This is a genomic window from Bacteroides muris (ex Fokt et al. 2023) (assembly GCF_024704895.1).
GTDB classification, from domain to species: domain Bacteria; phylum Bacteroidota; class Bacteroidia; order Bacteroidales; family Bacteroidaceae; genus Bacteroides; species Bacteroides muris.
This window is the reverse complement of record NZ_JAMZEE010000002.1, coordinates 63,587-84,891: the sequence shown is the minus strand read 5'-3', so window position 1 is coordinate 84,891 and position 21,305 is coordinate 63,587. Positions and strand designations below refer to the sequence as shown.

The window sequence follows — 21,305 nt, the reverse complement described above, 5'->3', positions numbered from 1 at the left end:
GATACAGTGTCATTTTACCGTTAAGTAAAATGACACTGTAAATGTCTGATAAAGGTGTTTATTGTTTGAAGAACAATTAGATTATCAGCGTGCAGGCTTTTTAGAATTTGTATCCATATCCCAACATGATTGCCACATTGTCATCTTTGGCAAACATAAACCTGGCTTCTGCATTCAGATAACTGCGTTCGGAGATGGGTAATGTGATGCCTCCTCCCAAGTTGAAAGCGAATTTAGTAGAGTTGCTCCGGTCCATTTCCATTTCTTTCCCGTCTATTTCAATACTCTTTTTGCCATAAAAGTTGTTCTGCATACCGATACCTGCAAGAGGATAGACCGAAAATCCTTGGCCGTCTTCTTTGAAGTTGAAGACATAATGGAAATTCACGCTTACATCCAGTCCGGTAACTTTGTCTTTAGGAAAGTAGAACGTCACATCCGGAGCAATCCGAAGATTATTCGCTATTGCATAGCGTCCTTGTACTCCCAGACCAAACCTTTCGTAGTTGGTTTGATAACCGACATTGCCCATCAAAGAGCTTTCACCTTTCACTGTCTGGGCCTTCATACCCATTGATGCCAATGCAATCATGGCCAGTAAAAATAATTTTTTCATAATTAAGGCATTTAGTTAATAAAATGTTTCTTTTAAAGAGAACAGTTCTCTTTTTATGTAAACAACAAATGCTGCCTGCATTTGTTTGCTGTATATTATTACATATATGAAAAATGTCGATATGAAGTATGACTTCTTTTTCATTTTTTTATAAAGCAAGAAAATGATGTTAATTTCATGTTTATGTCTCGAACTATTTTTTTGAATGCTGTGTTTCTTCAGTACATAACGAAGGATAAAATCGGTTACATCCAACTGATTTAAGAATAGTTGCTTAATAAATATAAGATGTTAAGTTTGTTTGTTATTAAAATCGATAGTCATGAAAAGTCTAAGTTTTGATTTGCGCGTCAGATTAATAATCAGTTCTGTTATTGGAGCAATAGCATGTTTGTTTTCAAGTAACTGCAGACAGGTAAAATGATAGCAATATGAAGGACTGAAGGTTTTTTCTTTCTATTTGAAGTCAAGGAATGATATATCTATTCATATTTACATGTAAATCTCAAAATTGAATGTGTAACTTAAAAAAATCAGCCTATGTATTTTCTGTGGTACATTATTATTGGAATTGTTGCCGGATTCATTGCCGGTAAACTAATGCGAGGCGGTGGTTTCGGTCTCCTTGTCAATCTGTTAGTGGGCGTCGTTGGTGGCGTTTTAGGCGGGTGGGTGTTCGGTTTGCTGGGAATAGCAACGACGGGCCTGCTGGGTAGCTTGATAACTTCAACTGTAGGAGCTGTTGTATTGCTGTGGATTGTTTCGTTGTTTAATAACAGAAAAAGAATTGAAATTTAATTGTTTTAACCATTTAAAACCAACTTAATTATGGAAAATAGAAATTCTAGTTTATGGATCGGCCTGGGAGTAGGTTCGGTCATCGGTGCTCTTGCTTATCGTTTCTCACGCACTTCGAAAGCCAAGAAGTTGAAGGAAAAAGTATGTGACGCCTTTCATAAGATAACCGGTCAGGCAGAGGACATGCTGGATGAAGCCGGGGAAAAAGTGGCGGATACCGGAAAAGCCGTAGTGGACAAGGTGGCTGACAAAGCTTCCGAATTTGCCGGGAAAGCGGATGAATTTAAAGGCAAAGTGCATACAATGGCTTCCGAGGTAAAGAAATGAACCTGAACAAGTAACTTGTAGACTACTCATACGCTTATGAAATGGGAAGAAAGTCTGAAATATCAGTTGTACGCTGACGGTAGGAAGAGAAGTTATGAAAAACTGTATCGGATATCCCGGTTAGCATACCTCAAAGGATGTAGCGAGGAAAAAAAGAAAGCCCTCGAAGCATATCGGCTATGTTGCAGCAGGCTGTTTGGCAACAGATGCATGCCGTCTATCGGAAGCAGTCTGAAGCGGAAGAAGCTATGTGATGCGGATTGTCCTTACATAAGGAAGTATGAGTTTGAGTTGTACAAGCTCGGCGGGTGTGCGGAAAGCACACCCGAATGAACCTAAATTTTAACTCCAAATTGAAAAGATTATGTTTTATCATGTAAAAGATTTGCAGTTCAATGCCCGGGTATCAAGACCCGATCCACGTTTTGCACGTGTAATGCTCGAGGCATTCGGTGGAGCGAACGGAGAATTGAAATCTGCTTTGCAGTATTTCGTGCAGGCTTTCAGTTGCCATAATCCATTTCCGGATAAGTATGACATGCTGATGGATATCGCTACTGAAGAATTCGGCCATCTGGAAATTGTGGGAGCCACTATCCAGATGCTTCTGGGAAAGGTAAACGGAGAAATGAAGGATGCTCTTGAAGATACGCCGCTTCATACAATGATGAGTGGTAAATCAGCCAAAGAAGAGTTAATTCATCAAGCATTCACCAATCCGCAGTTCCTGGTAGGTGCTCCCGGCAGTCCGGCTTTGACAGATAGTAACGGAAACCCCTGGTGTGCTACTTACGTATCTGCTACAGCCGAACTTACAGTGGATTTGCGTTCCAATATGGCAGGAGAGGCTCGTGCTAAGATAGGTTACGAAAACCTTCTTCAGCTGACAGACGATCCTTTGGTAAAGGAAACGCTCGGATTCCTTATGGCCCGTGAGGTGACGCACTACCAGCAGTTTGAGGCGGCTTTGGCAACAATCCAGCCCAATTTCCCACCGGGAGTATTTCAAACCTCCCCCAGATATAGCAACCTGTATTTCGATTTGTCGAAAGGAGAAGACGCCCGCGGACCTTGGAATGAGGGCGAGAGTACGCAACTGAAAGAGCAGTGGCAATATATAGAAAAGCCGCTTGAAGAAGTGAGGAGTACCAACGGATTGCTGGACAGAAAACCGGAAGGCACGGACCGTTCGGAAAAGAATATTGCCAAGAAAGAAGCACATTTGTCTAAAGAGCGTAGTGGGCAGGTTCTGTCGGCTACTCCGGAGGAGAAGGCATCTTGGTGCAAATATCAGTGAATTGAAAGAAACATCGGTTTATAACCGCTGTGATTATTAACCATAAACCATTTAATTATGAACAAGAAAAATGAAAAGAAACAGGAAGAGGTAAAGAACACGAAGAAGAGTGTTCAGGCCAAAGAGTGTAAGTCTTCAACTTCATGCAAAAAGGCAGAGAAGAAGTAAGAGTTTGAAACCTTAAAGTTTGTACAGACTGTCCGGGAATGTAGTTCCCGGACAGTCTTAAAATAATTAAATTTTGATGAGTATGAAAAAGTTATTGTTTGCAATTTTGGTATTGACACTGGTAGTGTCTTTCACGTCTTGTCGTGACAAGAAAGAGCAGAAAAAAGTGGAATATCAAGTAGAAAAAGTTAAAAGTGATGTCAATAATGCAGCTGACAAGGTGTCTGATAAAGTTCAGGATGGTGCCGATGCTGTAAAGGACGCGTGGAAAGATGCGAAGAAAGATGTCAGACAAGGTGCTGAAAAGGCCAAGAAGGAGATAAAGGAAGGATATAATGACGTGAAAAAGGAAGTTGAGAAGAAGCTTGACTGATTCTTTGGAATGTATTGTTATGTCGGTAGTAATTTTTTGTATATAAGTATATTATGGTTGGATTTGTAATATGGATTGTAGGATTGGTACTGACTATCAGAGCAGCTCTCGAAATATGGCGTATTCATGCGCCGGCAGAAAGAAAGCTGATAGCCATTGTCCTGGTGCTTCTCACCAGTTGGGTGGGACTGCTGTTCTATTACTTTTACGGCAAACCCCGTATGCCACAGTGGCTGGGCGTTGGCTTCGAAAGGTATTGATGGCTGTATAGCCGTTTATGTTGACTGGAATATCCCAAAACAAAAATGCGTTGGTTGGCAGTAGTGGCCGATTCGTTTTTGTTTTGGGATATTTGTATGGGAGAACGGGCACTGAGGTGTGCCCTTACCAGTATTTCCCGATTCTTTCGTAACCGAAGACCCGGCTGCGTTCATCCTTGATGCCTTGCAGCTGATTGCAGATTATTTGTGCTCCGATCATGCTGAAAGTGATTCCGTTTCCACCATATCCCAGGTCGAAGAACAGTCGCTCTTTGCCGGGCCAGTTGCCGATGAAGGGCAATCCGTCTTTGGTAGTACTGAATGTGCCGCACCATGCCATTTCCGTTTTGAAAGGTATGTCAGGTAATAGTTTTCTGAATTTTTTCTCCAGGATACGGGTTTTCTTTCTGAGTAGCGAATCACGGCGCTGCGGAGCACTGAACTTTTCATCTTCGCCACCTATGATAATCCGGTTTCCGTCGGTGGTGCGGATATATAGATACGGGTCGGCCGTTTCCCAAATCAGGCAATGTGTCGGCCATAGGTGTTCCGGAGCTACCGGATGTGATATGAGTGCATAGGTAGAAGTCAGTTCCATGATTTCCTGCGGAAGAAATTGCCCGGCTTCAAATCCGGCGGCTACGATTATATATCCGCATCTGATTTTATGTCCTTTGTCTGTTGTCATGATGCAGCCGTCAGGCGTTTCCTTGTACTCCTTGATATCGGTATGGGTGAAGACATTCAGTCCGTTTTCCTTCATATTGTGAGCCAGCAGTCCGGTTGCGGCTCTGTAGGCATCCATCTGTGCGGAAGCTTCGTTTACAAGGGCATTACCGGATACTTCCACGTGATATTGTTCTCTGACCTCTTTTTTCTTGAGCAGACTGACCGGTAGCTTATGCTTTTCCCGTATTTCATATTCTTGCTTCAGTAGCTTGTTGTCTGCCGGGCTACTGGCGTAAAAGAGGCTGGGAAGTTGCTCGTAGCCGGCACTGACGCCCGTTTCTTCCAATACTTTTTTGATGTCGGTGATGGATTGCAGGCATGCCCGGTAAGCTGTTACAGCATTTTTTTCGCCAATCATTGCTGCCATCCGGCAAAGTGGAACGTCTATTTCATATTGTAGCAAAGCGGTACTGGCTGCGGAGCTTCCGGTTGCGATGCTGCGCTTGTCAATCACGCAGCATTCTATTCCGGCACGACACAATTCGTGTGCCATCAAGGCTCCTGTTATGCCGGAACCTATGACGGCCACATCTGTTGAAAAATCTTCCTCCAATGGGTGGAAATAGTCTAATAAGGAATTTCTGATAATCCAATAGGGTAATCCTGAGTGTAAGTCCATAATGTAATCTGTTTTATTAATTTCCCCCTCACTTTCTTTCTATCGCTAAAAGCGGAAAGAAAATGAGGGGGATTAAGAAAAGTCATTTATCTCGTTCGGAATCGGGCATCCGTTTGCAAAAGGAGGTTATTTGCCTTCTTCGATGGTACAGATGCTGACGCGGTTCCAGTCCGGTTCGGAGAACATGTCGCCGATTCCCTGGCCTTCGGAGGCAATGCGGGTGTCATCGATCTTGTATTTTCTTACAAGTATGTTCTTCACGGCTTCGGCACGTGCTTTCGCCAGTTTCTCGTTGAAGGCAAGGTTGCCTTCGGGAGAAGCATACCCTTTGATGATGACTTTGGCTTCAGGATGTTTCTTCATGTAAGTGGCCACGCGCTCTACGTTAGGTAATTGAGAGGCGTCGACTGCCGACTTTCCTTGTCTGAAGGTAACGATGGATTCCGGAATGCGGTTGTTCTTCACCACGGTTTCCACGTTGGCGGCTTGGCTTCTGCAGTCGGCCAGCTCTTTTTGCAGGTTGCTTGCTTGCTGCATGGCATTGTCCAGCTGCATGTCCTTGTCATTCAATTGTGACCGCAGGCCGTTGACTGCATCATTCAGTTCGGCTACTTCCATGGCGTCATAGGGGCGTGCATTGGTAAAATGGTGTCTGCCGTTGCTGCTCATGAAGTGGTAAGTCAGTCCGGCGGTCAGTTCGAAGCTGGCGTTGTTGGCGTTGAAACGGCTTTTGGCTCTGCTGAAGTCTCCCTGCATGTCATATACGATGGCCGGTTTGATGCCCAGTGTCCATGCTTTCTCTTCACCCAGATTGAAGTTCAGGTTCAGGCCGAGGCGTGTGGACCAGGAGTTCGTATCACCAGGGCCATTCTGGTAGTAATGCAGCCAGCCGATGCCCGACACTGTTTCGATCTCGAAGACGCGTGGTTCTCCGGTGTATCCTCCAAAAAGATTCATTAGATTGACTTTTCCGAGCAAGCTTACTTCGGAGGCATCGAAAGCGGTTTTGCTGGCCGAGGTGTTTACATATCCCATGCCTTGAATGCCCAGGCCGAAGATGGGAGTAAGTTGTTTGCCTATCCCGAATCCGAAGGCCGGTCGGGCATTTTTAAAGAAGGCACTGTGGGTAAGAGGTGTTACGGCACCGGTTTTCAGTTCAATGGACCAGTTATCGCCAGGGCGTGTGCCTTCAAGGGCTGTACGGTCATTTTGCGCGTGCATGGCAAGGGTTCCCATGCTGAGTGCTAAAACAAAGATAGATTTTTTCATAATTAAAAATAAATTAATGGTAATACAATAAAATATATGTCACACGCGGTATATTGTCATTTGTGTAGTTGTGATTGTACACAAAGTGATAAATAACTTTGTTGCTCGATGTCATCTAAAAAACAGTTCGTCAAAAAAGATAGTTCGAGCGACTGAAATGAATTTAACATCTATTTAATGATTTGAATAGTTCCCAAAAACTGCATTGAAGTTTGAAAACACTTCATGTATATAAACGATAAGTATCGGCTGCTTGTTTAGAAACTGTTTTGATTTTACTCGATAAATATGTTTGGATTCTCCTCCTTCTGGAAGGAGGAGTCCCCGTAGGGGGAGGTGGTAGGTCAAACAACAAATACCTATGAATCATAAAACAACAAGGATTCCTTCAAAACAATTTCTTAATTTTTGCTTGAAAAGTTTTTCTATTCCGCTTTTTTTGATTTTCTTTTCGGTCTGTTATAATGAATTACACATAAATCGACGATGAAGAAGAAAGATTGGAAACAGCTATTGATATACGCATTCATAGGTATTGTGGCGGCAGGGGTCGCCGGTTGTTTTCTGTACAAACACCGGCTGAAGTTTTGGCAGATGCAGGCGCGTAGTGTTTTTCCCGTGGCTTTGCAAGAGGGGTTGCAGAAGTGGAAGGAGATTGATGTGCATCGCAGTATGTCGGGGAATGTGCGGTTGCCGGATGATTCCGTTGGCATGGAGAAGAAACCGATAAAAGTGTCGTTAGAAAGCGAATACGGCAAAAGAGACTATTGGATTCCGTATGAGAAATACTCTCGGAATATAGAACAGGCTTTTGAATTAAGAGGAATATGCTCTTATCTTCTGCATGTATCTCCTCCGAATGCCGATTCGTTGAATATGTTTTGGAAGAATCGGTTGGCTGCAATGGGATTTTCCGGAACAACGGTCGTACGCATTTCCGTGTCAGACTGGCAGGAACGCGAGTCTTATACTTATTCTGCCGATTCTTCTTATCTGTCCAAATCGGATAGTCTGTCCGTTTATTATATAGGATGCAGATGTGAGGTTGGGGTGACCGGATACCTTTATCATCCTTGGTGGACGGTTCTTTCCTGGAAGGAGATGGCTTTGATGGTTGCCTTGATTGTTTCTTGTATTCTCTTGTTCTTTATGCGGGGGTATGTGTATAGGGTTTATTATCGTCTTTTTGTTAAGGAAAAGCACATCGTGATAGAAAAGGAAGTTCCTGTGGTTGTTGGTCGCGAGAGCCGTCCACATACTTATCGGTTGGAAGAAGGTGTGTACTTTGATGCCGATTCCCGGTTGTTGAAGAAAGGAGATGATGTCGTAAAGTTGGCGCCATTGCTTGCCCGATTGCTGCAAGGTTTCCTGGATGCGGAAAATTATACGTTGTCTAATGATGAAATTCTGCATTTATTGTGGCCGGATGGTAGTGGTACTCAGGATAAATTGTATCAGAATATAAAAAGATTGCGTAATTATTTGTCAAAGATTTCCATTTGTACGGTTGAAGGTGAAAAGTTCGTCTATCACTTAAAAATCCATCGTTCCATCAAGGAATATCCTGCCTGAATGGTGTTCTGACAAAATCTGACAAAATCTGACAAAATCTGACATTTTCAACTTTTTGTTTGATTGTCAGTTTTTGTCAGGTTGAAAATTTGGATGGAGTTTTTCTTTTCCATTAACTTTGCTCTATCATTCAATCAATAAACATGGAAAAAATGAAAAAGAAAATTCTATTTACAGTTTTGTTTTCGGCGGCTGTAGTCGCTTCCTTTCAATTAGGTGCTGAACATGAAAAGTTGGACAGTCTGATGCTTGAGAATATAGAGGCTTTGGCATCGGGTGAAGAAGCGGAACTTATAAATTGTATTGGAAGTGGTTCTGTGGATTGTCCCATAGATCATGTGAAAGTCTATTTAGTTCAATATCGTTGACTATGCGACATCCTTTCCACATCCGGGTGCAGGGAAGACAGAGCGGTGGTGCTCGATTTGCATGACAAGGCATCCGATGAGATGCTTTCTGTGGAAAATATTCGAAGGATGAGCCGCTTATAGAATATCAGATACAATGAATAAAAGAAAATATAAAAAGGGATGAAGAGGAGCGGACGGCTAACGTTTTGTTGGTCCATTGCGTACCGCCCGTTCCGTAACCCACCCTGGAAAGGAGGTTTCGGCAAAGATAACGATTTAAATTGAACAAGCAACATGTTTGCTTTTCCGTTGAAAGGATAGATACGGAAACAGATAAGAATTACAATACTTAAAACTAAAAAGTAAGAATTATGAAAAAAATAATGAGAGTAGCTTTTGTTGCTGCATTTGCTGCGATTGCAGGATATAGCGTATATGAGAGCCAGAAGGTAGATGTTATATCCGATTTGATGCTGGCGAATACAGAGGCGTTGGCTAATAGTGAAGTGATTGTTGGTCAACCTTGTGCTTGTGTTAAGTATAGTTGGTGTATGTACTTTTACCCTTGGGAACAATGGGAGGAAGAAGGCGCATTTTATAATTAATTGAAATAATAAAGGCTGCTAAAAGGCAAGAAATATGTATCATTTTCAATAGCAATTCATAAGAAAGGGACTTTAGTAGAATGTGCTGGTATGTATTCTTGGTTTTTAGCACCTTAAAAAGATTCAAAATGAGACTAATTATAAGTATATTAATTATCTTCTCCTTTTCTGCATGTAGTAGTAAAGATGATCCTATATTTTTAGACTTTACACAAGTGCTTGATTTACAAGTGGCTGATTCTTTGGATTTGGAGGAAATGGGAATTTTAAATCCGTACTATATTCACTATAAAGACAGTTTCCTGATTTTTCATAGCATGGTTGGTAACCGGGAATTGAATTTTTGGAATCTGAGGACTAATCTTGTCACAGTCCGCAATGTTATAGGACAAGGTGCAGATGAAATGCCTCAATATGTTGTAAGTCAGACAAATTGTCCCACTTTTTTCCGTTTTGCCGATTATAGGCGTGGAAAGATATATGAGATGGATTTGGATAGGTTGCAGAAAGACACAGCCACCAGGCATTCATTGGTTTATCAACTGCCGATAGAGGAAGGGGAGCTGCCTCTTCGTTTCTGTGAGATGGGGAATTATATATTTGGCATAGGACTTTTTAGTGAAGGACGTATCTATGTATTTGATAAAAGGACACAGAGTGCAAAGATATGCATGGATTATCCGTCGCATGAAAGGATATCCTCTCTTGATTATAGGCATAAGGGAGCTTTGTTTTCAGGGACTATAATGACGGGAAATCAAAATACATTGGTGTTGGCTTGCTTCGGCCTGATTGATTTTTATGAGATACTTCCGGACGGCAGTTTGAGGTTGAAACGAGAACATCATTATTTTTTGCCGGAGTTTCAGACCGCTGAAATCGGGAGAGCTGTTACTTTTAAGCGTGACGATATTTATGCTATTGCCGGCATTGCTTCCGATGAACGCTTCGTATATGTGCTTTATTCAGGAAAGAATATAAAGGAAAGGGGTATAGATGCTTACAATTGTCCGCATTTGCTGGTCTATGATTGGGAAGGTAATCCTGTAGCCCATTGCTTGTTGTCTAAATCATTATATGACTTTAGTATCGGAAACGGTATGTTGTATGGTTTAAGTCGTGAGGTAAATCCAATTGTCTATATTTATTCATTAAAAGACATATTACAGATGAAATAAAATGAAAATTCTAAAACACATAAGATTTTTTCTCATATTATTAGTATTTTATTCTTGTAGCGGAAATAAAAAAGAGGCTATTGGTAGTATGGTCAGGGAATGGATAGGTAAGAAAATCTTGTTTCCTGAAAACACCTTATTTATTACATACGATGGCAAAGATAGTGTTGACTTCTTATCGATGAAATCTGATTATCGTATTGTCACTTATGTAAATTCGGAGGCGTGCTTTAGTTGTACATTGCGTTTACCGTTTTGGAAAGAATTTATCATGGAAGTTGATTCTGTCAGTTTGGATAAGAATATCCCCATTCTTTTTTATTTTGATCCTCCAAATAAGTCGGACTTGTATATATTGTTAAAGCGTTATAACTTTATGTATCCTATTTGCATTGATGAAGAGGATTGTTTGAATAAATTGAATCATTTTCCAACAGATATGGCATTCCAAACCTTTTTGCTTGATAGTGACAATAAAGTTCTTGCTATCGGTAATCCTATTAATCCCCAAGTGAAAGAACTCTACCTGAATATTATCCAAGGTAAACAGCTAGGACGGGAGAATAAGAGTAAGCATATAATTACCAAAGTGAGTATAGACCGTAGTTCTGTTTCGATGGGGAGCTTCGACTGGCAGGAGGAGCAAAAGTCAGCTTTCACCTTGAAGAATACGGGCGACAAGCCTTTGGTGATACAGGACGTCACTACCTCTTGCGGTTGCACCACCGTGGCTTATTCCAAAGAGCCTTTGCAGCCGGGCGGTGCAACTACCCTGGAGGTGGTTTATAAGGCCGAACGCCCCGAACACTTCGACAAGACAATCACCTTGTACTGCAATACGGACAATTCTCCGTTGACATTGAAGATTAGCGGGGATGCGAAATGATATGAAAAGAAAGATAACGATTTAAATTGAACAAGCAACATGTTTGCTTTTCCGTTGAAAGGATAGATACGGAAACAGATAAGAATTACAATACTTAAAACTAAAAAGTAAGAATTATAAAAAAAATAATGAGAGTAGCTTTTGTTGCTGCATTTGCTGCGATTGCAGGATATGGTATTTATACGAATCAGAAAGTTGATACAATGTCGGATTTGATGCTGGCTAATGTGGAAGCGTTGGCGAGTGGTGAGGGTGGATCTTCGGATTGTGATACTTATTGTACGCCTGATGATCGATGTACTTGTATTATTAGGTATGCAGGAGAAGTACAAGGAATAACTTGTGATAATTCTCGTGGAAAATAAGAGTTGAAGGTGAAGAGGCATGAATTTATTATTTGAATGTATTTATGCCTCTTTTCCATTATGAAAAGATATAATGTTATGAAAAAAAATTTTTTATGCCTTTTGTCTTTAGGATTATTACTAATGTCTTGTAAGCAAAATGAAAAAATATATTCAGATGCTACCCTTGTTGACTATGATGATTTTAAAGAAATAATAGAGTTAAAAGCGGAAACGATTGCCGGATTTGATAGTTTGTTTTTAGCACCTACGCATTTGTGTGCTTATGATAGCATGTTGATTACGATAAATAAGAGGAGTGATAAAAGAATACTTGTATTCAATGTGAATACAGAAAAGAAAGTAGCAGAACATATATCAGTTGGGCAAGGGCCGGGAGAAATGTTGCTTCCTCGTATTGTGGGCAATGATGATTCTAAAATCTTGATATCTGATTTGATAAAATCTACAGTTTTAGAATATAGTATGGAAGATTTTTTCAAATCAGGTGAACTTCAGTATACGAAATTTATTTCATTACAAAAACCGATTTCCGGTGAGGTAAGGTTATTAAAGGATAGGCTTATAGGCGATGTCTCTCGGAATACATCATTTCTATTTTATGAGTTTAATAGCGAAGGAGAGGTAGTAGATTCAATAGGACGTTATCCAGAGGCAAATTGGGAAATAACAGATGTGGAAAAAAAGAATGTGTATTCTTTTTCATTTACGACAAATCAACAGGATTGGATTGCTGTTTGTTATAATTGGACTGACCTGATTGATATTTATGACAGAGAGGGAAATTTGCTCAATAGAATTCATGGGCCTCGATATTTTGCATCTCATTTTGAAGAGTTCAATGATGGAAAAGTGAATTCCAGTTCACGGGTAAAAGGTGAAACAAGAGATGCTTATTTTTCTCCAGTCCATGTAGGAGATGAATTCTGGGTATTATTTAGTGGAAAATCAGAGGATGAAGACGGGTATAATATTTTGGCAGAACAAATATTTGTTTTTGGCTGGGATGGAACTCCACGGAAAATATTTAAATTAGACAAGGGAGTACTTGCTTTTACTGTAAATGAGAAAATGAGGAAAATATATGGTATCAGTAATTCTCCAGATTATCATATTCTTACATTTTCATATTGATATATTGATGTATGATGAGATTTCTTTTTATCCTATTTGTGCCTTTCATGTTATTATCGAGTTGTAGTAATTTAGAGAAGAAAAGACAAGTCGTTTCTGCTATAGAACAATGGATTGGTAAGGAACTATTGTATCCGAATTCAACTATATTTACTATACAAGGTGTTGATACATTAGATAATGCATTTTTGGAAGAATATTCTTATACAATAGTTAGTTATGTTGATTCTATTGGGTGTACAAGTTGTAAATTGCAACTTAACAGATGGAATATCTTTATGCAAGAAGTAGATTCTATCTCAAAAAAGAAAGTTAATTTGAATTTTATTTTTCATCCTAAGAATATGCAAGAAATAATTAATATATTGAAAGTTAATGCCTTTAAACATCCTGTATGGATTGATATAAATGATTCATTTAATAAATTGAATCATTTATCGTCTAATATGTCTTTCCAAACTTTTTTACTTGATAAAGATAATAAAGTTGTTTCTATTGGTAATCCTATTTATAACCCCCAAGTGAAAGAACTCTACCTGAATATTATCCAAGGTAAACAGCTAGGACGGGAGAATAAGAGTAAGCATATAATTACCAAAGTGAGTATAGACCGTAGTTCTGTTTCGATGGGGAGCTTCGACTGGCAGGAGGAGCAAAAGTCAGCTTTCACCTTGAAGAATACGGGCGACAAGCCTTTGGTGATACAGGACGTCACCACCTCTTGCGGTTGCACCACCGTGGCTTATTCCAAAGAGCCTTTGCAGCCGGGCGGTGCAACCACCCTGGAGGTGGTTTATAAGGCCGAACGCCCCGAACACTTCGACAAGACAATCACCTTGTACTGCAATACGGACAATTCTCCGTTGACATTGAAGATTAGCGGGGATGCCAAATAACAAATAGAAAGAGTAATCATGCGAATGCCCCCGAGTAAAATATTCCGGTGCTTCCCGTTATGCGGATGCCTGATGCTCCTGCTTTTCCCGTCTTGCCGCCGGGATGTCGCGCTGGAGCGTGCCTTGGCGCTTGCCGGTGAGAACCGGCAGGAACTGGAGCATGTGCTGTGGCACTATAAGGACGACAGCCTGAAACTCGCTGCCGCCCGTTTCCTGATAGAGAACATGCCCTACCACTTCTACGAGGAGGAGTTTTACGCGCTGCCCGGCGATGGGAGACACCGCCCGCAGCTGACGGACTTCTCCACGGAGGAGGCTGGCAAGGCGCACCTCGACTCGCTGGCAAGGGCGGGGCGTATGGTGGAACGCCACCGCTACAAGGATATCCAGACGCTGGACAGTGCTTTCCTGGTACGGAACATCGACCTCGCTTTCGAGGCGTGGATGAAGCCCTGGGCGAGGCGGGTGCCTTTTGCTGTCTTCTGCCGGTATTGAACGGCCGGGGAAATTTGCGGCCCGCCAAGGTATACCGCTCCCATTTCGGCCTCTGTTCCGTGCCCGGCAGAGAGGAAGGCGCGGACGACGGCTATGCCACCTGGCTGAAAAGTCCCTTGCTGGAGGACGTCAGCCCGGAGTACCTCGAACGTCCCGTCGATGTCCGCGTGTCGACCGACCGCATCCGGGAGTTCGTGCATGCATCGGGCCGGGTCTATCTTTGCGCCTACAATTATTACCGGTGGGAGCCCATTGCCATGGGATGCCGCACCGATACGGTCTGTCAGTTTCACCGGGTGGGATGCGACAACATCTTCATCGTGGCGGATTCTCCCTCGGGCGGGCGGCTCCGCTTCCTTACCGCCCCGTTCCATGCGGATGCGAGCGGGCATGTACGCAAGTTCATCCCCCGTACGGACCAGACACGGGCGTTCACGTTCCCGAAACGGAAAAGGCTGCTCAAGCGTCCGTACACGCTCCACTACTGGGATGCGGAGTCGGCTTCGTTTTCCCCGCTGGAATACGACAGCACCGCCGATTCCACCCAGAGCTATACGAATATCCCGGAGAATGCGCTGCTGTGGTTCACCGTGCCCGACCGCATCGTCAACCAGCGTGTGTTCTATCTGGAAAACGACAGTGTGATAACCATGGACCTGATAAGGTAGGAAAGGATGGACGGGAAGGAAACGAAGAGGATTATGGTAAGGTGGCTTGGCAGGCTGACGAACGCCGCTTTTTACCTTTGCCTGCTTGCCGCGGGCTATTGTGTATTGCATGTGTTTGCCGTGGTCTCCTTCAGGATTCCCAGCGACTCGATGTCGCCCGCCCTGTTGCCTGGCGACTATATCCTGGTGGACAAGTGTTCGGGCGGCGCGCGCCTGTTCGACCTCTCCGGCGCCTTGGAGGGGAAGGATGTGGAGATATACCGTGTGCCGGGCTGGAGGAGGTACCGGAGGGACGACGTGTTGGTATTCAACTTCCCCTATCGGCCGGGCAGTTGGGACAGTATTGCCTTCGACGTGATGCGCTACTACGTGAAGCGTTGCGTGGCGGTGCCGGGCGACACGCTGGAGATAAGAAACGGGCGCTACCGGATAGCCGGCCATGAGGGGAACGTGGGCTACTTGCCTTCCCAGGAAGCGATGGCCCTGTTGCCCGACAGCGGCGTCGCGGGCGTGCAGATGGAGACCTTCCCCTGGAACAAGGATTGGGGCTGGACGGTGAAGGAGTTCGGGCCGCTGCCTGTTCCCGCCAAGGGGCAGGTGGTGGAGATGGATTCCGCGTCGTGGTTGCTCTACCGGCAACCTGTGGGCTGGGAGCAGAAAAAGAAATTGCGCATGGATGCGGACGGCCGCGCCTATCTGGGCGACAGCCTGATACGGGAATACCGCTTCCTGGAGAACTACTACTTCGTGGCGGGCGACAAGGCGGAGAACTCGCAGGACTCCCGTTACTGGGGGCTGCTTCCCGAGCCTTTTATCGTGGGACGTGCGGTGATGATATGGAAGTCGGAAGACATGGCCACCGGCGCCGTGAGATGGAACCGGACTGGAAAGAGGATAGAATAAATGGATAACTGACTGCATGGTTACTGCAAGCTTGTTGCACTGCTACTGCAAGCTTGTTGCACTGCCGCTGCAAGCTTGTTGCACTGCTGCTGCAAACTTGTTGCACTGCTGCTGCAAATAGGGTTGCAGTATCGCTGTAATTTGCTTGCATCATCTTTGCAGTGCTTGTCTGTTGAATCATAGTCAGTTGCGCTATCAGCTAAAACCGGTCTCACCGGAAAAGCCGATACTTCTGTGAATACATACGAAAGAGTGTCGGCTCTAGCTTCGTTAACTCCTGAAGGCGCGAAGTGATAATTTCTCTGACCCTTGTAAAGAACCTCCATTTATGTTTTTTTATACAAATATTCATGATGCCGACAGGTGATAATCAAACAAAAACTCTTTCAACACTGTTTTTTTCTCTGAATATAGTATTAACTAAAACCTAGCGATTATGAAAAGATTAAGTTTAGCGGAATTGAAGGGCAGAGTGTCCTGGGGTAGTGTTTTGGGAGGTGTCATGACTGTATTGGCAATCTCTGTTTTATTGTCTATCCTGAATTCGAGTATCGGATTGTTTATGTTTGACCCGTTGTCCGATCATCCTGCTGCGGGCATAGGCACTGCTGTGGGGATTGGTTCTGCAGTCATTCTGATTGTGGGTATGGCGGCGGGCGGCTTTGTTGCCGGAAAACTGGCCGGTATGGATGGAATCATCCATGGCTTTTTGGTTTGGGCTACTACTCTGATTGTTGCCGTGGTACTGGGAATCTTCCTGGCTGCCGGTGCTGCAAAAGTGACGGCAAATGCACTTGGAGCGGTTTCGTCCGTTACGGGCAGCGTTTTGTCGGGAGCAGGCAGCGTTGTGGGCAACGGGGTTTCCGCATTGTCTGAGGAAGCGGAGGAACTGTTCGGCAAGATAGATTTTAACGCCTCCATGAAAGAAGGAAACATATCTCAGAATATCCGTACTGCATTGGTAAAGAGCGATGTGCCCGAACTTCAGCCGGATTATTTGCAGAAACAGCTGGCAGTTGTGAAGGATGACTTGACCAAGTCTGTGAAAAAGATTGCCCGTTCTCCGCAGGAAACGGATAAAACGATTGCCGGTTTTCTGGACCGTCTGGAACAGCGTGTGGAGGATTTAGGCAAAAGTATCGACCGGAACGACTTGGCCAAAGCCATGGCCAACAATACCGATATGTCCAAGGCAGAAGCGGACAAGGCGATAGAACAATATATGAACTTGTTGGAAAATGCGCGCAAGGAAGCTAAAGAACAGATTGGCAACTTGCAGGCAAATCTGCAGGAAGCCGCACAGGAATGGGAAGAGATTAAGCATAAGACATTGGTGGCTGCCGATAAGGCAACAGATGCCGCAGCCCGCTCGGCTTTGATTTCGTTTTTCGCTATTTTGCTGGGAGCCGTATTGTGCTGCGTTGCCGGTGCTTATGGTGGCAGAAAAACACAGGAGAGGGTAGATGTCTGATAATCATACGAGTCAGTAGTTGAACCCCTTGACGGAATCAAGGAAAACGGGCCGTGGCAACCTGCAAAATTATGCTCTGATTTCAGTAAGTTGCCGGCACATCATATCATTGTGCCGCTCTACTGCGGCGATGAATTGGTTCCATCAACGGGTTCTTCCTGTTGTTTGTTGAATTTGCTTGGACTTACATTATAATATTTCTTGAATACTTCGCGGAAGTATTTTGCATCCGAAAATCCAACCATGTCGGCAATCTCTGTTATTGTATATTTGTTTTGTTTCAATAATTGTGCGGCGTGTTGCAAACGTATCATCCGGATATAATCGGCTGGAGCATAACCGGTCAATGCTTTTAATTTATTGAAGAAGCTTGTACGACTCATGTGATGCAGGCTGCTGAGCATGTCCACATTGAAGTCTGCATTTTCCATATTGTTCTTTATACATTCTTTGACAGAGGCTATGAATTTCCAGTCCAGATTATTGGTGCAATTGGTTGGAAGATTTTGTTCTTTATCTTCGATGCTGTTATAAACCTGACGGAGTAAAGCACGATTTGCAAGTATGTTCTTAACCGTTGCCTTGAGTATTCCCACACTGAAGGGTTTAGTGATGTAGGCATCTGCTCCGATTTCCAGCCCTTCGAGCATATTCTTTTCATCCCCTAGCGCGGTCAGCAAGATGATAGGAATATGAGACATCTCAAGGTCGTTTTTTATAACCGAACAGAATTCATCTCCGCCCATCTCGGGCATCATTATGTCGGATATGATAATAGCTGGATTGAATTCTCGCATTATAACAAGTGCTTCCTTTCCATTGGGACAAGACTGAACATTATAGCCCGTTTTGAACATGTTAACAAGATAATTGCGTAAATCATCATTGTCTTCCACTATCAAAATACGCTGTAAAGAGTTGTTTGTTTGGGATATTTCCATGGATGCCGATAGCTCTGAAGTGTCATGAGGCATGATAGCTTCCGAATATCTATCCGGTGCTTGGGGAGAGAGGAATTTTGCTTTATGGAGATGGCTGTTCCCTTTCGGGAAAGTAACCTGTACGCAAGTACCTTGATGTTCGGTACTCTGAATCTGAATCTTGCCTTTATGTAATCTGACCAGTTTGTATACCAGCATCAACCCGATTCCACTACCTGTTACTTTCAGATTAATGACATTGCTTCCTCGAAAATAATTTCTGAACAATTTCTTCTGTTCACATGAGGGAATGCCGATTCCAGTATCTTTCACTTCAATACTCCAGGAGTTTTCTCCTTCGCAGGCATAAATGCATACATTGCCACCTTCAGGTGTATACTTCAATGCATTTGATAGGATATTCTTCAAAATAGATCCCATCTTGTCACTGTCAAACCACACATTCAGATAGTCAAAATTGCTTTCATAAACAAACCTGACGTGTTTCATCTCGGCATATTTGCGGAATGTGGCGCAAACATTGTTCATATAGGAGTTCAGTTCGTATTCAGAAACATAAAGGGTGGAAGAGTAGACATCTATCCGTTCGAAATTTATCAGGTTGGTTGTCAGCTGAAGCAGGTTGTTTACATTTTTGAGAGCCATATTCATATGCGGCAACGCTTGTTCTGTTACCATTTGGTTTTCTACAACTTCTTCCAATGGGGCTTTTATCAATGTAAGCGGAGTACGTATGTCGTGGGCTGTATTAATGAAAAACCGCGTTTTCTCATCCGAAATTTTCTTCTGTTTGTGTAGCATTATGATACGGAATATGATGCCCGTAACCAGTACCAGCAGTATTGCATATCCAATCATAGCCCAAACACTGGCCCATGCCGGAGGCGTTATGACAATCTGTATGTTTCTTGTTTCATAGGTCTTGTATTTTTCCTCATTGGATATGGCACGAATCTGTAACGTATAACTGCCGGGAGGCAGATTCCTTACAATAATCCGGTTATCCTGACTCGGACGGCTCCACTCTTTATGAAAACCGTCAATTTTCCATGAAAAAAGAATGTTGGAAGGATAATCGTAATTAATGGAGGCAACATTCAGTGAAAAAGTGTTTTGCTCGTAGGCCAGTTCCAGTCGGTCGGTCTCGTCAATATCTTTTTGCAGCGGAGAACCGTCATCGCCTGGGTAAACGGGATGGTAGGCTATCATGAAATCGCGCAGTAACAGACGTGAGTAATGTGGTTCCGGTATCTGTATATCTATCGGAAACCTGACCGCACCGTCGTTGCCGCCAAAAACAAGTGAGTTTTTGCCGTAGGTGGTAGCAGAGCCGGCATTGAAGTTGACACTCATCAATCCTTGTTCCCGTGTCCAATTGCGGAAGAAGTGTCCTTTGGGTGAATAAATGGTAATCCCGTCTTCTGTCCCCATGAGCAGGTTTCCGTCCTGACGGGGAATAATGGTGTAGATGTTGTTGGAAATCAGCGCACAATTATCTGTACGGTATTGATGGATGAACTTCTCTTTGTAGAGGTTATATACAAGCAGTCCAGACCCGCGGGTACCTATGTATAGGATACTATCGTCTCTCTGGTATAACGCGCATATATAAGGAGATTCTACGGGCAAGTCTACATACCGGTAATCTCCGGATTTCTTGTCAAGCTGGTAGAGTCCCATTTGTGTGCCAATCCACATTTGTTGGGCATCTTTTTCCTGAATGGTGGTGATGGAGCTTACTCCCGGATATAAACGTACATTTTTAGTCTCCAGATTGATACATTTCAAGTGATAATATCCACCGGACCAGATATCGCCGTCCGAATCTTTCTTGATGTCGAATATATATTGGTCAGGACGTATTCCTGCAATGGTAGCAGGAGAAAGGTAACTTATCTTGAATCCTTTCTTCTTTTCTATCTTGTAGATGTCGGATGTAAATCCTCCGGCCCATATCACGCCGGGGGAGGCTTCACATAGCGCCAAAAAAATGTGATTTTCGTCATCCGGTACCGAATCAAAGGAACTGAAGAAGGAATGCCACTCTTTTATATCAGTCTGATAGAGGCTGATACCATTGCTGGTTGCAAACCAAAGGTCACCGTCACTGTCTTCCATTATATCATGAACTTGGTTGTTTACCAGTGAGTGGCTGTTGCCAATAGAATGCTTTATCAGGTCGTAACTCCCATAACGGTTGTTACGGATGGTGATGCCAGTAGGGTAATTGGCAAGCCAAATTCGTTGCTCTTCATCCACATAAATGTCATTGATGTTGTTTCCGTTCATCCCGTTATAACTGCTGTAATCGGCCGTTATGTAGGGTTCGCTCATGTATGTATTCAAGTCCAGCTTATATACGCCTTTTCCACCTGTGGCAATCAGAAGCTCATGGTCGTTCAAAGCGGCAATCTGGTTGAACTCTACATTATTGGGGGATTGGCAGGGGATAATGTTTCCTTTTCCTCCTATGTCATACACAAGTATTCCTTCTTTATAGTTTCCTATGAATAACTGTTTTGAAACTGTATGATAATAGAGCTCATGCACAGGTGTACCGATACTTTCTGCCACTTCGTCGGGTATCAGCTTCAGTGTTTCTCTTTCTGTCTGGGTACGAAACAGGCCGTTTCCCGTACCGATAAAGAAATGGTTGCCGTCCGTTTGCTCAATGACGGTTATTTCGCTGTTAACCGGTGTCGCTATATGTGAAGCGGTTCCAGTCCGAGTATCATACCATATGATGCTATCTTTAGAACATAACCAGATTCTGTCATTCTTATCCAGATAGCCGTAATTTAGAAATGCTTGTGACTTATTTCTGATTAACTCCGGATGTATGTAAACCAGTTCGAATTTATCATGCTGCGAATCGTATTTGAAAATACGCCCTTTCTGACCGATAACCCATAAAATATCCTCATTGTCCATATAGAACCAGTTCAAGGCAATACGTGAATCCAGCTTCATGTTGTCATCTGAAAAGTTGTAGTGTTTGATTTGTTTTCCATCATAACGGTCTACTCCTTCTTGGGTCAGAAACCACATATAGCCTCGTCGGTCTTTCTGGATATGATATATTTTTTGATTGTTCAGACCATCTTCCAATCCTATGTATTTATAAATTTGACACCTACTTATGGTGCTACTAATGATAAGGATAACAAAAAGAAAAATTCTCTTAATATTCAAAAATGTTTTCATGTTTGTCGTAAAAGATTCAGAAATTTATCTGCAAAAATATGAAATACTGGTTAAATAATCACTTGAGAGATGAACTTTATTTTATTAGATTTTGGTTTATTCTTTTAAATAGGGATATTTGGAAAATGTTATAGAATTAGTCAACTTATTTATTGCTAGTTAGTTGGCTTTTGTGTTTTTA

General features: G+C 43.0%; 22 protein-coding genes. 18 read left to right on the top strand and 4 right to left on the bottom strand.

What is annotated here, in order from left to right:
* Nucleotides 1-100 precede the first annotated feature (100 nt).
* Complete coding sequence (locus tag M1B78_RS01150) at nucleotides 101-616, bottom strand: outer membrane protein (RefSeq protein WP_136009206.1); 516 nt, start codon at nucleotides 614-616, stop codon at nucleotides 101-103.
* A gap of 540 nt (nucleotides 617-1,156) precedes the next feature.
* Here M1B78_RS01150 and M1B78_RS01145 point away from each other — a divergent pair.
* From M1B78_RS01145 to M1B78_RS01120, 6 genes are all read left to right on the top strand, one after another.
* A complete protein-coding gene (locus M1B78_RS01145) occupies nucleotides 1,157-1,414 on the top strand; it encodes a GlsB/YeaQ/YmgE family stress response membrane protein (protein WP_136009207.1) in 258 nt (85 codons plus the stop codon).
* 30 nt (nucleotides 1,415-1,444) lie between these two features.
* The gene (locus tag M1B78_RS01140) at nucleotides 1,445-1,741 is read left to right on the top strand and encodes a YtxH domain-containing protein (RefSeq protein WP_016272315.1); all 297 of its coding nucleotides are present in this window, start codon (nucleotides 1,445-1,447) and stop codon (nucleotides 1,739-1,741) included.
* Between the two features lie 36 nt (nucleotides 1,742-1,777).
* Nucleotides 1,778-2,074 (top strand): hypothetical protein, encoded by a 297-nt coding sequence (locus M1B78_RS01135; protein WP_035457538.1) that lies wholly within the window; start codon nucleotides 1,778-1,780, stop codon nucleotides 2,072-2,074.
* A 31-nt stretch (nucleotides 2,075-2,105) separates the two neighbouring features.
* Nucleotides 2,106-3,038 carry a manganese catalase family protein gene (locus M1B78_RS01130; protein ID WP_136009208.1) on the top strand — a complete coding sequence of 311 codons (933 nt, stop codon included), beginning with the start codon at nucleotides 2,106-2,108 and terminating at the stop codon, nucleotides 3,036-3,038.
* A 250-nt stretch (nucleotides 3,039-3,288) separates the two neighbouring features.
* Entirely contained in the window at nucleotides 3,289-3,579 is a 291-nt protein-coding gene (locus M1B78_RS01125; RefSeq protein WP_176469385.1) for a YtxH domain-containing protein, read from the top strand.
* A gap of 53 nt (nucleotides 3,580-3,632) precedes the next feature.
* Nucleotides 3,633-3,839 carry a hypothetical protein gene (locus M1B78_RS01120; RefSeq protein WP_016272319.1) on the top strand — a complete coding sequence of 69 codons (207 nt, stop codon included), beginning with the start codon at nucleotides 3,633-3,635 and terminating at the stop codon, nucleotides 3,837-3,839.
* Nucleotides 3,840-3,963: 124 nt separating this feature from the next.
* Here M1B78_RS01120 and M1B78_RS01115 read toward each other — a convergent pair whose 3' ends face one another.
* Both M1B78_RS01115 and M1B78_RS01110 read right to left on the bottom strand, forming a co-directional pair.
* The gene (locus M1B78_RS01115) at nucleotides 3,964-5,187 is read right to left on the bottom strand and encodes an NAD(P)/FAD-dependent oxidoreductase (RefSeq protein WP_257939661.1); all 1,224 of its coding nucleotides are present in this window, start codon (nucleotides 5,185-5,187) and stop codon (nucleotides 3,964-3,966) included.
* Between the two features lie 126 nt (nucleotides 5,188-5,313).
* Nucleotides 5,314-6,456, bottom strand: a complete 1,143-nt coding sequence (locus M1B78_RS01110; RefSeq protein WP_016272321.1) for an OmpA family protein — start codon at nucleotides 6,454-6,456, stop codon at nucleotides 5,314-5,316.
* 486 nt (nucleotides 6,457-6,942) lie between these two features.
* Here M1B78_RS01110 and M1B78_RS01105 point away from each other — a divergent pair, with 486 nt between their 5' ends.
* From M1B78_RS01105 to M1B78_RS01050, 12 genes are all read left to right on the top strand, one after another.
* Nucleotides 6,943-8,028 carry a winged helix-turn-helix domain-containing protein gene (locus M1B78_RS01105; RefSeq protein WP_257939660.1) on the top strand — a complete coding sequence of 362 codons (1,086 nt, stop codon included), beginning with the start codon at nucleotides 6,943-6,945 and terminating at the stop codon, nucleotides 8,026-8,028.
* A gap of 152 nt (nucleotides 8,029-8,180) precedes the next feature.
* A complete protein-coding gene (locus M1B78_RS01100) occupies nucleotides 8,181-8,396 on the top strand; it encodes an NVEALA domain-containing protein (protein WP_016272323.1) in 216 nt (71 codons plus the stop codon).
* 353 nt (nucleotides 8,397-8,749) lie between these two features.
* On the top strand, nucleotides 8,750-8,983 hold the full coding sequence (locus tag M1B78_RS01095; RefSeq protein ID WP_257930370.1) for an NVEALA domain-containing protein: 234 nt from the start codon (nucleotides 8,750-8,752) through the stop codon (nucleotides 8,981-8,983).
* Nucleotides 8,984-9,111: 128 nt separating this feature from the next.
* Complete coding sequence (locus M1B78_RS01090; RefSeq protein ID WP_257939659.1) at nucleotides 9,112-10,161, top strand: TolB-like 6-bladed beta-propeller domain-containing protein; 1,050 nt, start codon at nucleotides 9,112-9,114, stop codon at nucleotides 10,159-10,161.
* A 1-nt stretch (nucleotide 10,162) separates the two neighbouring features.
* A complete protein-coding gene (locus M1B78_RS01085; RefSeq protein WP_257930372.1) occupies nucleotides 10,163-11,047 on the top strand; it encodes a DUF1573 domain-containing protein in 885 nt (294 codons plus the stop codon).
* 128 nt (nucleotides 11,048-11,175) lie between these two features.
* On the top strand, nucleotides 11,176-11,412 hold the full coding sequence (locus M1B78_RS01080) for an NVEALA domain-containing protein (RefSeq protein WP_276018707.1): 237 nt from the start codon (nucleotides 11,176-11,178) through the stop codon (nucleotides 11,410-11,412).
* 78 nt (nucleotides 11,413-11,490) lie between these two features.
* Entirely contained in the window at nucleotides 11,491-12,546 is a 1,056-nt protein-coding gene (locus M1B78_RS01075) for a TolB-like 6-bladed beta-propeller domain-containing protein (protein ID WP_257939658.1), read from the top strand.
* 14 nt (nucleotides 12,547-12,560) lie between these two features.
* The gene (locus M1B78_RS01070) at nucleotides 12,561-13,442 is read left to right on the top strand and encodes a DUF1573 domain-containing protein (protein ID WP_257939708.1); all 882 of its coding nucleotides are present in this window, start codon (nucleotides 12,561-12,563) and stop codon (nucleotides 13,440-13,442) included.
* A 24-nt stretch (nucleotides 13,443-13,466) separates the two neighbouring features.
* On the top strand, nucleotides 13,467-13,937 hold the full coding sequence (locus M1B78_RS01065; protein WP_257939657.1) for a hypothetical protein: 471 nt from the start codon (nucleotides 13,467-13,469) through the stop codon (nucleotides 13,935-13,937).
* A 194-nt stretch (nucleotides 13,938-14,131) separates the two neighbouring features.
* Nucleotides 14,132-14,605 carry a hypothetical protein gene (locus M1B78_RS01060; RefSeq protein WP_257939656.1) on the top strand — a complete coding sequence of 158 codons (474 nt, stop codon included), beginning with the start codon at nucleotides 14,132-14,134 and terminating at the stop codon, nucleotides 14,603-14,605.
* A gap of 6 nt (nucleotides 14,606-14,611) precedes the next feature.
* Nucleotides 14,612-15,508, top strand: a complete 897-nt coding sequence (gene lepB, locus M1B78_RS01055; RefSeq protein WP_016272328.1) for a signal peptidase I — start codon at nucleotides 14,612-14,614, stop codon at nucleotides 15,506-15,508.
* Nucleotides 15,509-15,944: 436 nt separating this feature from the next.
* Nucleotides 15,945-16,979: a hypothetical protein gene (locus M1B78_RS01050; protein ID WP_257939655.1), complete on the top strand. Its 1,035-nt coding sequence runs from the start codon at nucleotides 15,945-15,947 to the stop codon at nucleotides 16,977-16,979.
* A 119-nt stretch (nucleotides 16,980-17,098) separates the two neighbouring features.
* Here M1B78_RS01050 and M1B78_RS01045 read toward each other — a convergent pair whose 3' ends face one another.
* Nucleotides 17,099-21,124, bottom strand: a complete 4,026-nt coding sequence (locus tag M1B78_RS01045; protein WP_257939654.1) for a hybrid sensor histidine kinase/response regulator transcription factor — start codon at nucleotides 21,122-21,124, stop codon at nucleotides 17,099-17,101.
* Between the last annotated feature and the right edge of the window lie 181 nt (nucleotides 21,125-21,305).

What these genes read in the sequence shown, in the direction of transcription:
- M1B78_RS01150 (WP_136009206.1), bottom strand. Translation starts at nt 616, where the DNA reads ATGAAAAAATTATTTTTACTGGCCATGATTGCATTGGCATCAATGGGT.
- M1B78_RS01145 (WP_136009207.1), top strand. Translation starts at nt 1,157, where the DNA reads ATGTATTTTCTGTGGTACATTATTATTGGAATTGTTGCCGGATTCATT.
- M1B78_RS01140 (WP_016272315.1), top strand. Translation starts at nt 1,445, where the DNA reads ATGGAAAATAGAAATTCTAGTTTATGGATCGGCCTGGGAGTAGGTTCG.
- M1B78_RS01135 (WP_035457538.1), top strand. Translation starts at nt 1,778, where the DNA reads ATGAAATGGGAAGAAAGTCTGAAATATCAGTTGTACGCTGACGGTAGG.
- M1B78_RS01130 (WP_136009208.1), top strand. Translation starts at nt 2,106, where the DNA reads ATGTTTTATCATGTAAAAGATTTGCAGTTCAATGCCCGGGTATCAAGA.
- M1B78_RS01125 (WP_176469385.1), top strand. Translation starts at nt 3,289, where the DNA reads ATGAAAAAGTTATTGTTTGCAATTTTGGTATTGACACTGGTAGTGTCT.
- M1B78_RS01120 (WP_016272319.1), top strand. Translation starts at nt 3,633, where the DNA reads ATGGTTGGATTTGTAATATGGATTGTAGGATTGGTACTGACTATCAGA.
- M1B78_RS01115 (WP_257939661.1), bottom strand. Translation starts at nt 5,187, where the DNA reads ATGGACTTACACTCAGGATTACCCTATTGGATTATCAGAAATTCCTTA.
- M1B78_RS01110 (WP_016272321.1), bottom strand. Translation starts at nt 6,456, where the DNA reads ATGAAAAAATCTATCTTTGTTTTAGCACTCAGCATGGGAACCCTTGCC.
- M1B78_RS01105 (WP_257939660.1), top strand. Translation starts at nt 6,943, where the DNA reads ATGAAGAAGAAAGATTGGAAACAGCTATTGATATACGCATTCATAGGT.
- M1B78_RS01100 (WP_016272323.1), top strand. Translation starts at nt 8,181, where the DNA reads ATGAAAAAGAAAATTCTATTTACAGTTTTGTTTTCGGCGGCTGTAGTC.
- M1B78_RS01095 (WP_257930370.1), top strand. Translation starts at nt 8,750, where the DNA reads ATGAAAAAAATAATGAGAGTAGCTTTTGTTGCTGCATTTGCTGCGATT.
- M1B78_RS01090 (WP_257939659.1), top strand. Translation starts at nt 9,112, where the DNA reads ATGAGACTAATTATAAGTATATTAATTATCTTCTCCTTTTCTGCATGT.
- M1B78_RS01085 (WP_257930372.1), top strand. Translation starts at nt 10,163, where the DNA reads ATGAAAATTCTAAAACACATAAGATTTTTTCTCATATTATTAGTATTT.
- M1B78_RS01080 (WP_276018707.1), top strand. Translation starts at nt 11,176, where the DNA reads ATGAGAGTAGCTTTTGTTGCTGCATTTGCTGCGATTGCAGGATATGGT.
- M1B78_RS01075 (WP_257939658.1), top strand. Translation starts at nt 11,491, where the DNA reads ATGAAAAAAAATTTTTTATGCCTTTTGTCTTTAGGATTATTACTAATG.
- M1B78_RS01070 (WP_257939708.1), top strand. Translation starts at nt 12,561, where the DNA reads ATGAGATTTCTTTTTATCCTATTTGTGCCTTTCATGTTATTATCGAGT.
- M1B78_RS01065 (WP_257939657.1), top strand. Translation starts at nt 13,467, where the DNA reads ATGCCCCCGAGTAAAATATTCCGGTGCTTCCCGTTATGCGGATGCCTG.
- lepB (WP_016272328.1), top strand. Translation starts at nt 14,612, where the DNA reads ATGGACGGGAAGGAAACGAAGAGGATTATGGTAAGGTGGCTTGGCAGG.
- M1B78_RS01050 (WP_257939655.1), top strand. Translation starts at nt 15,945, where the DNA reads ATGAAAAGATTAAGTTTAGCGGAATTGAAGGGCAGAGTGTCCTGGGGT.
- M1B78_RS01045 (WP_257939654.1), bottom strand. Translation starts at nt 21,124, where the DNA reads ATGAAAACATTTTTGAATATTAAGAGAATTTTTCTTTTTGTTATCCTT.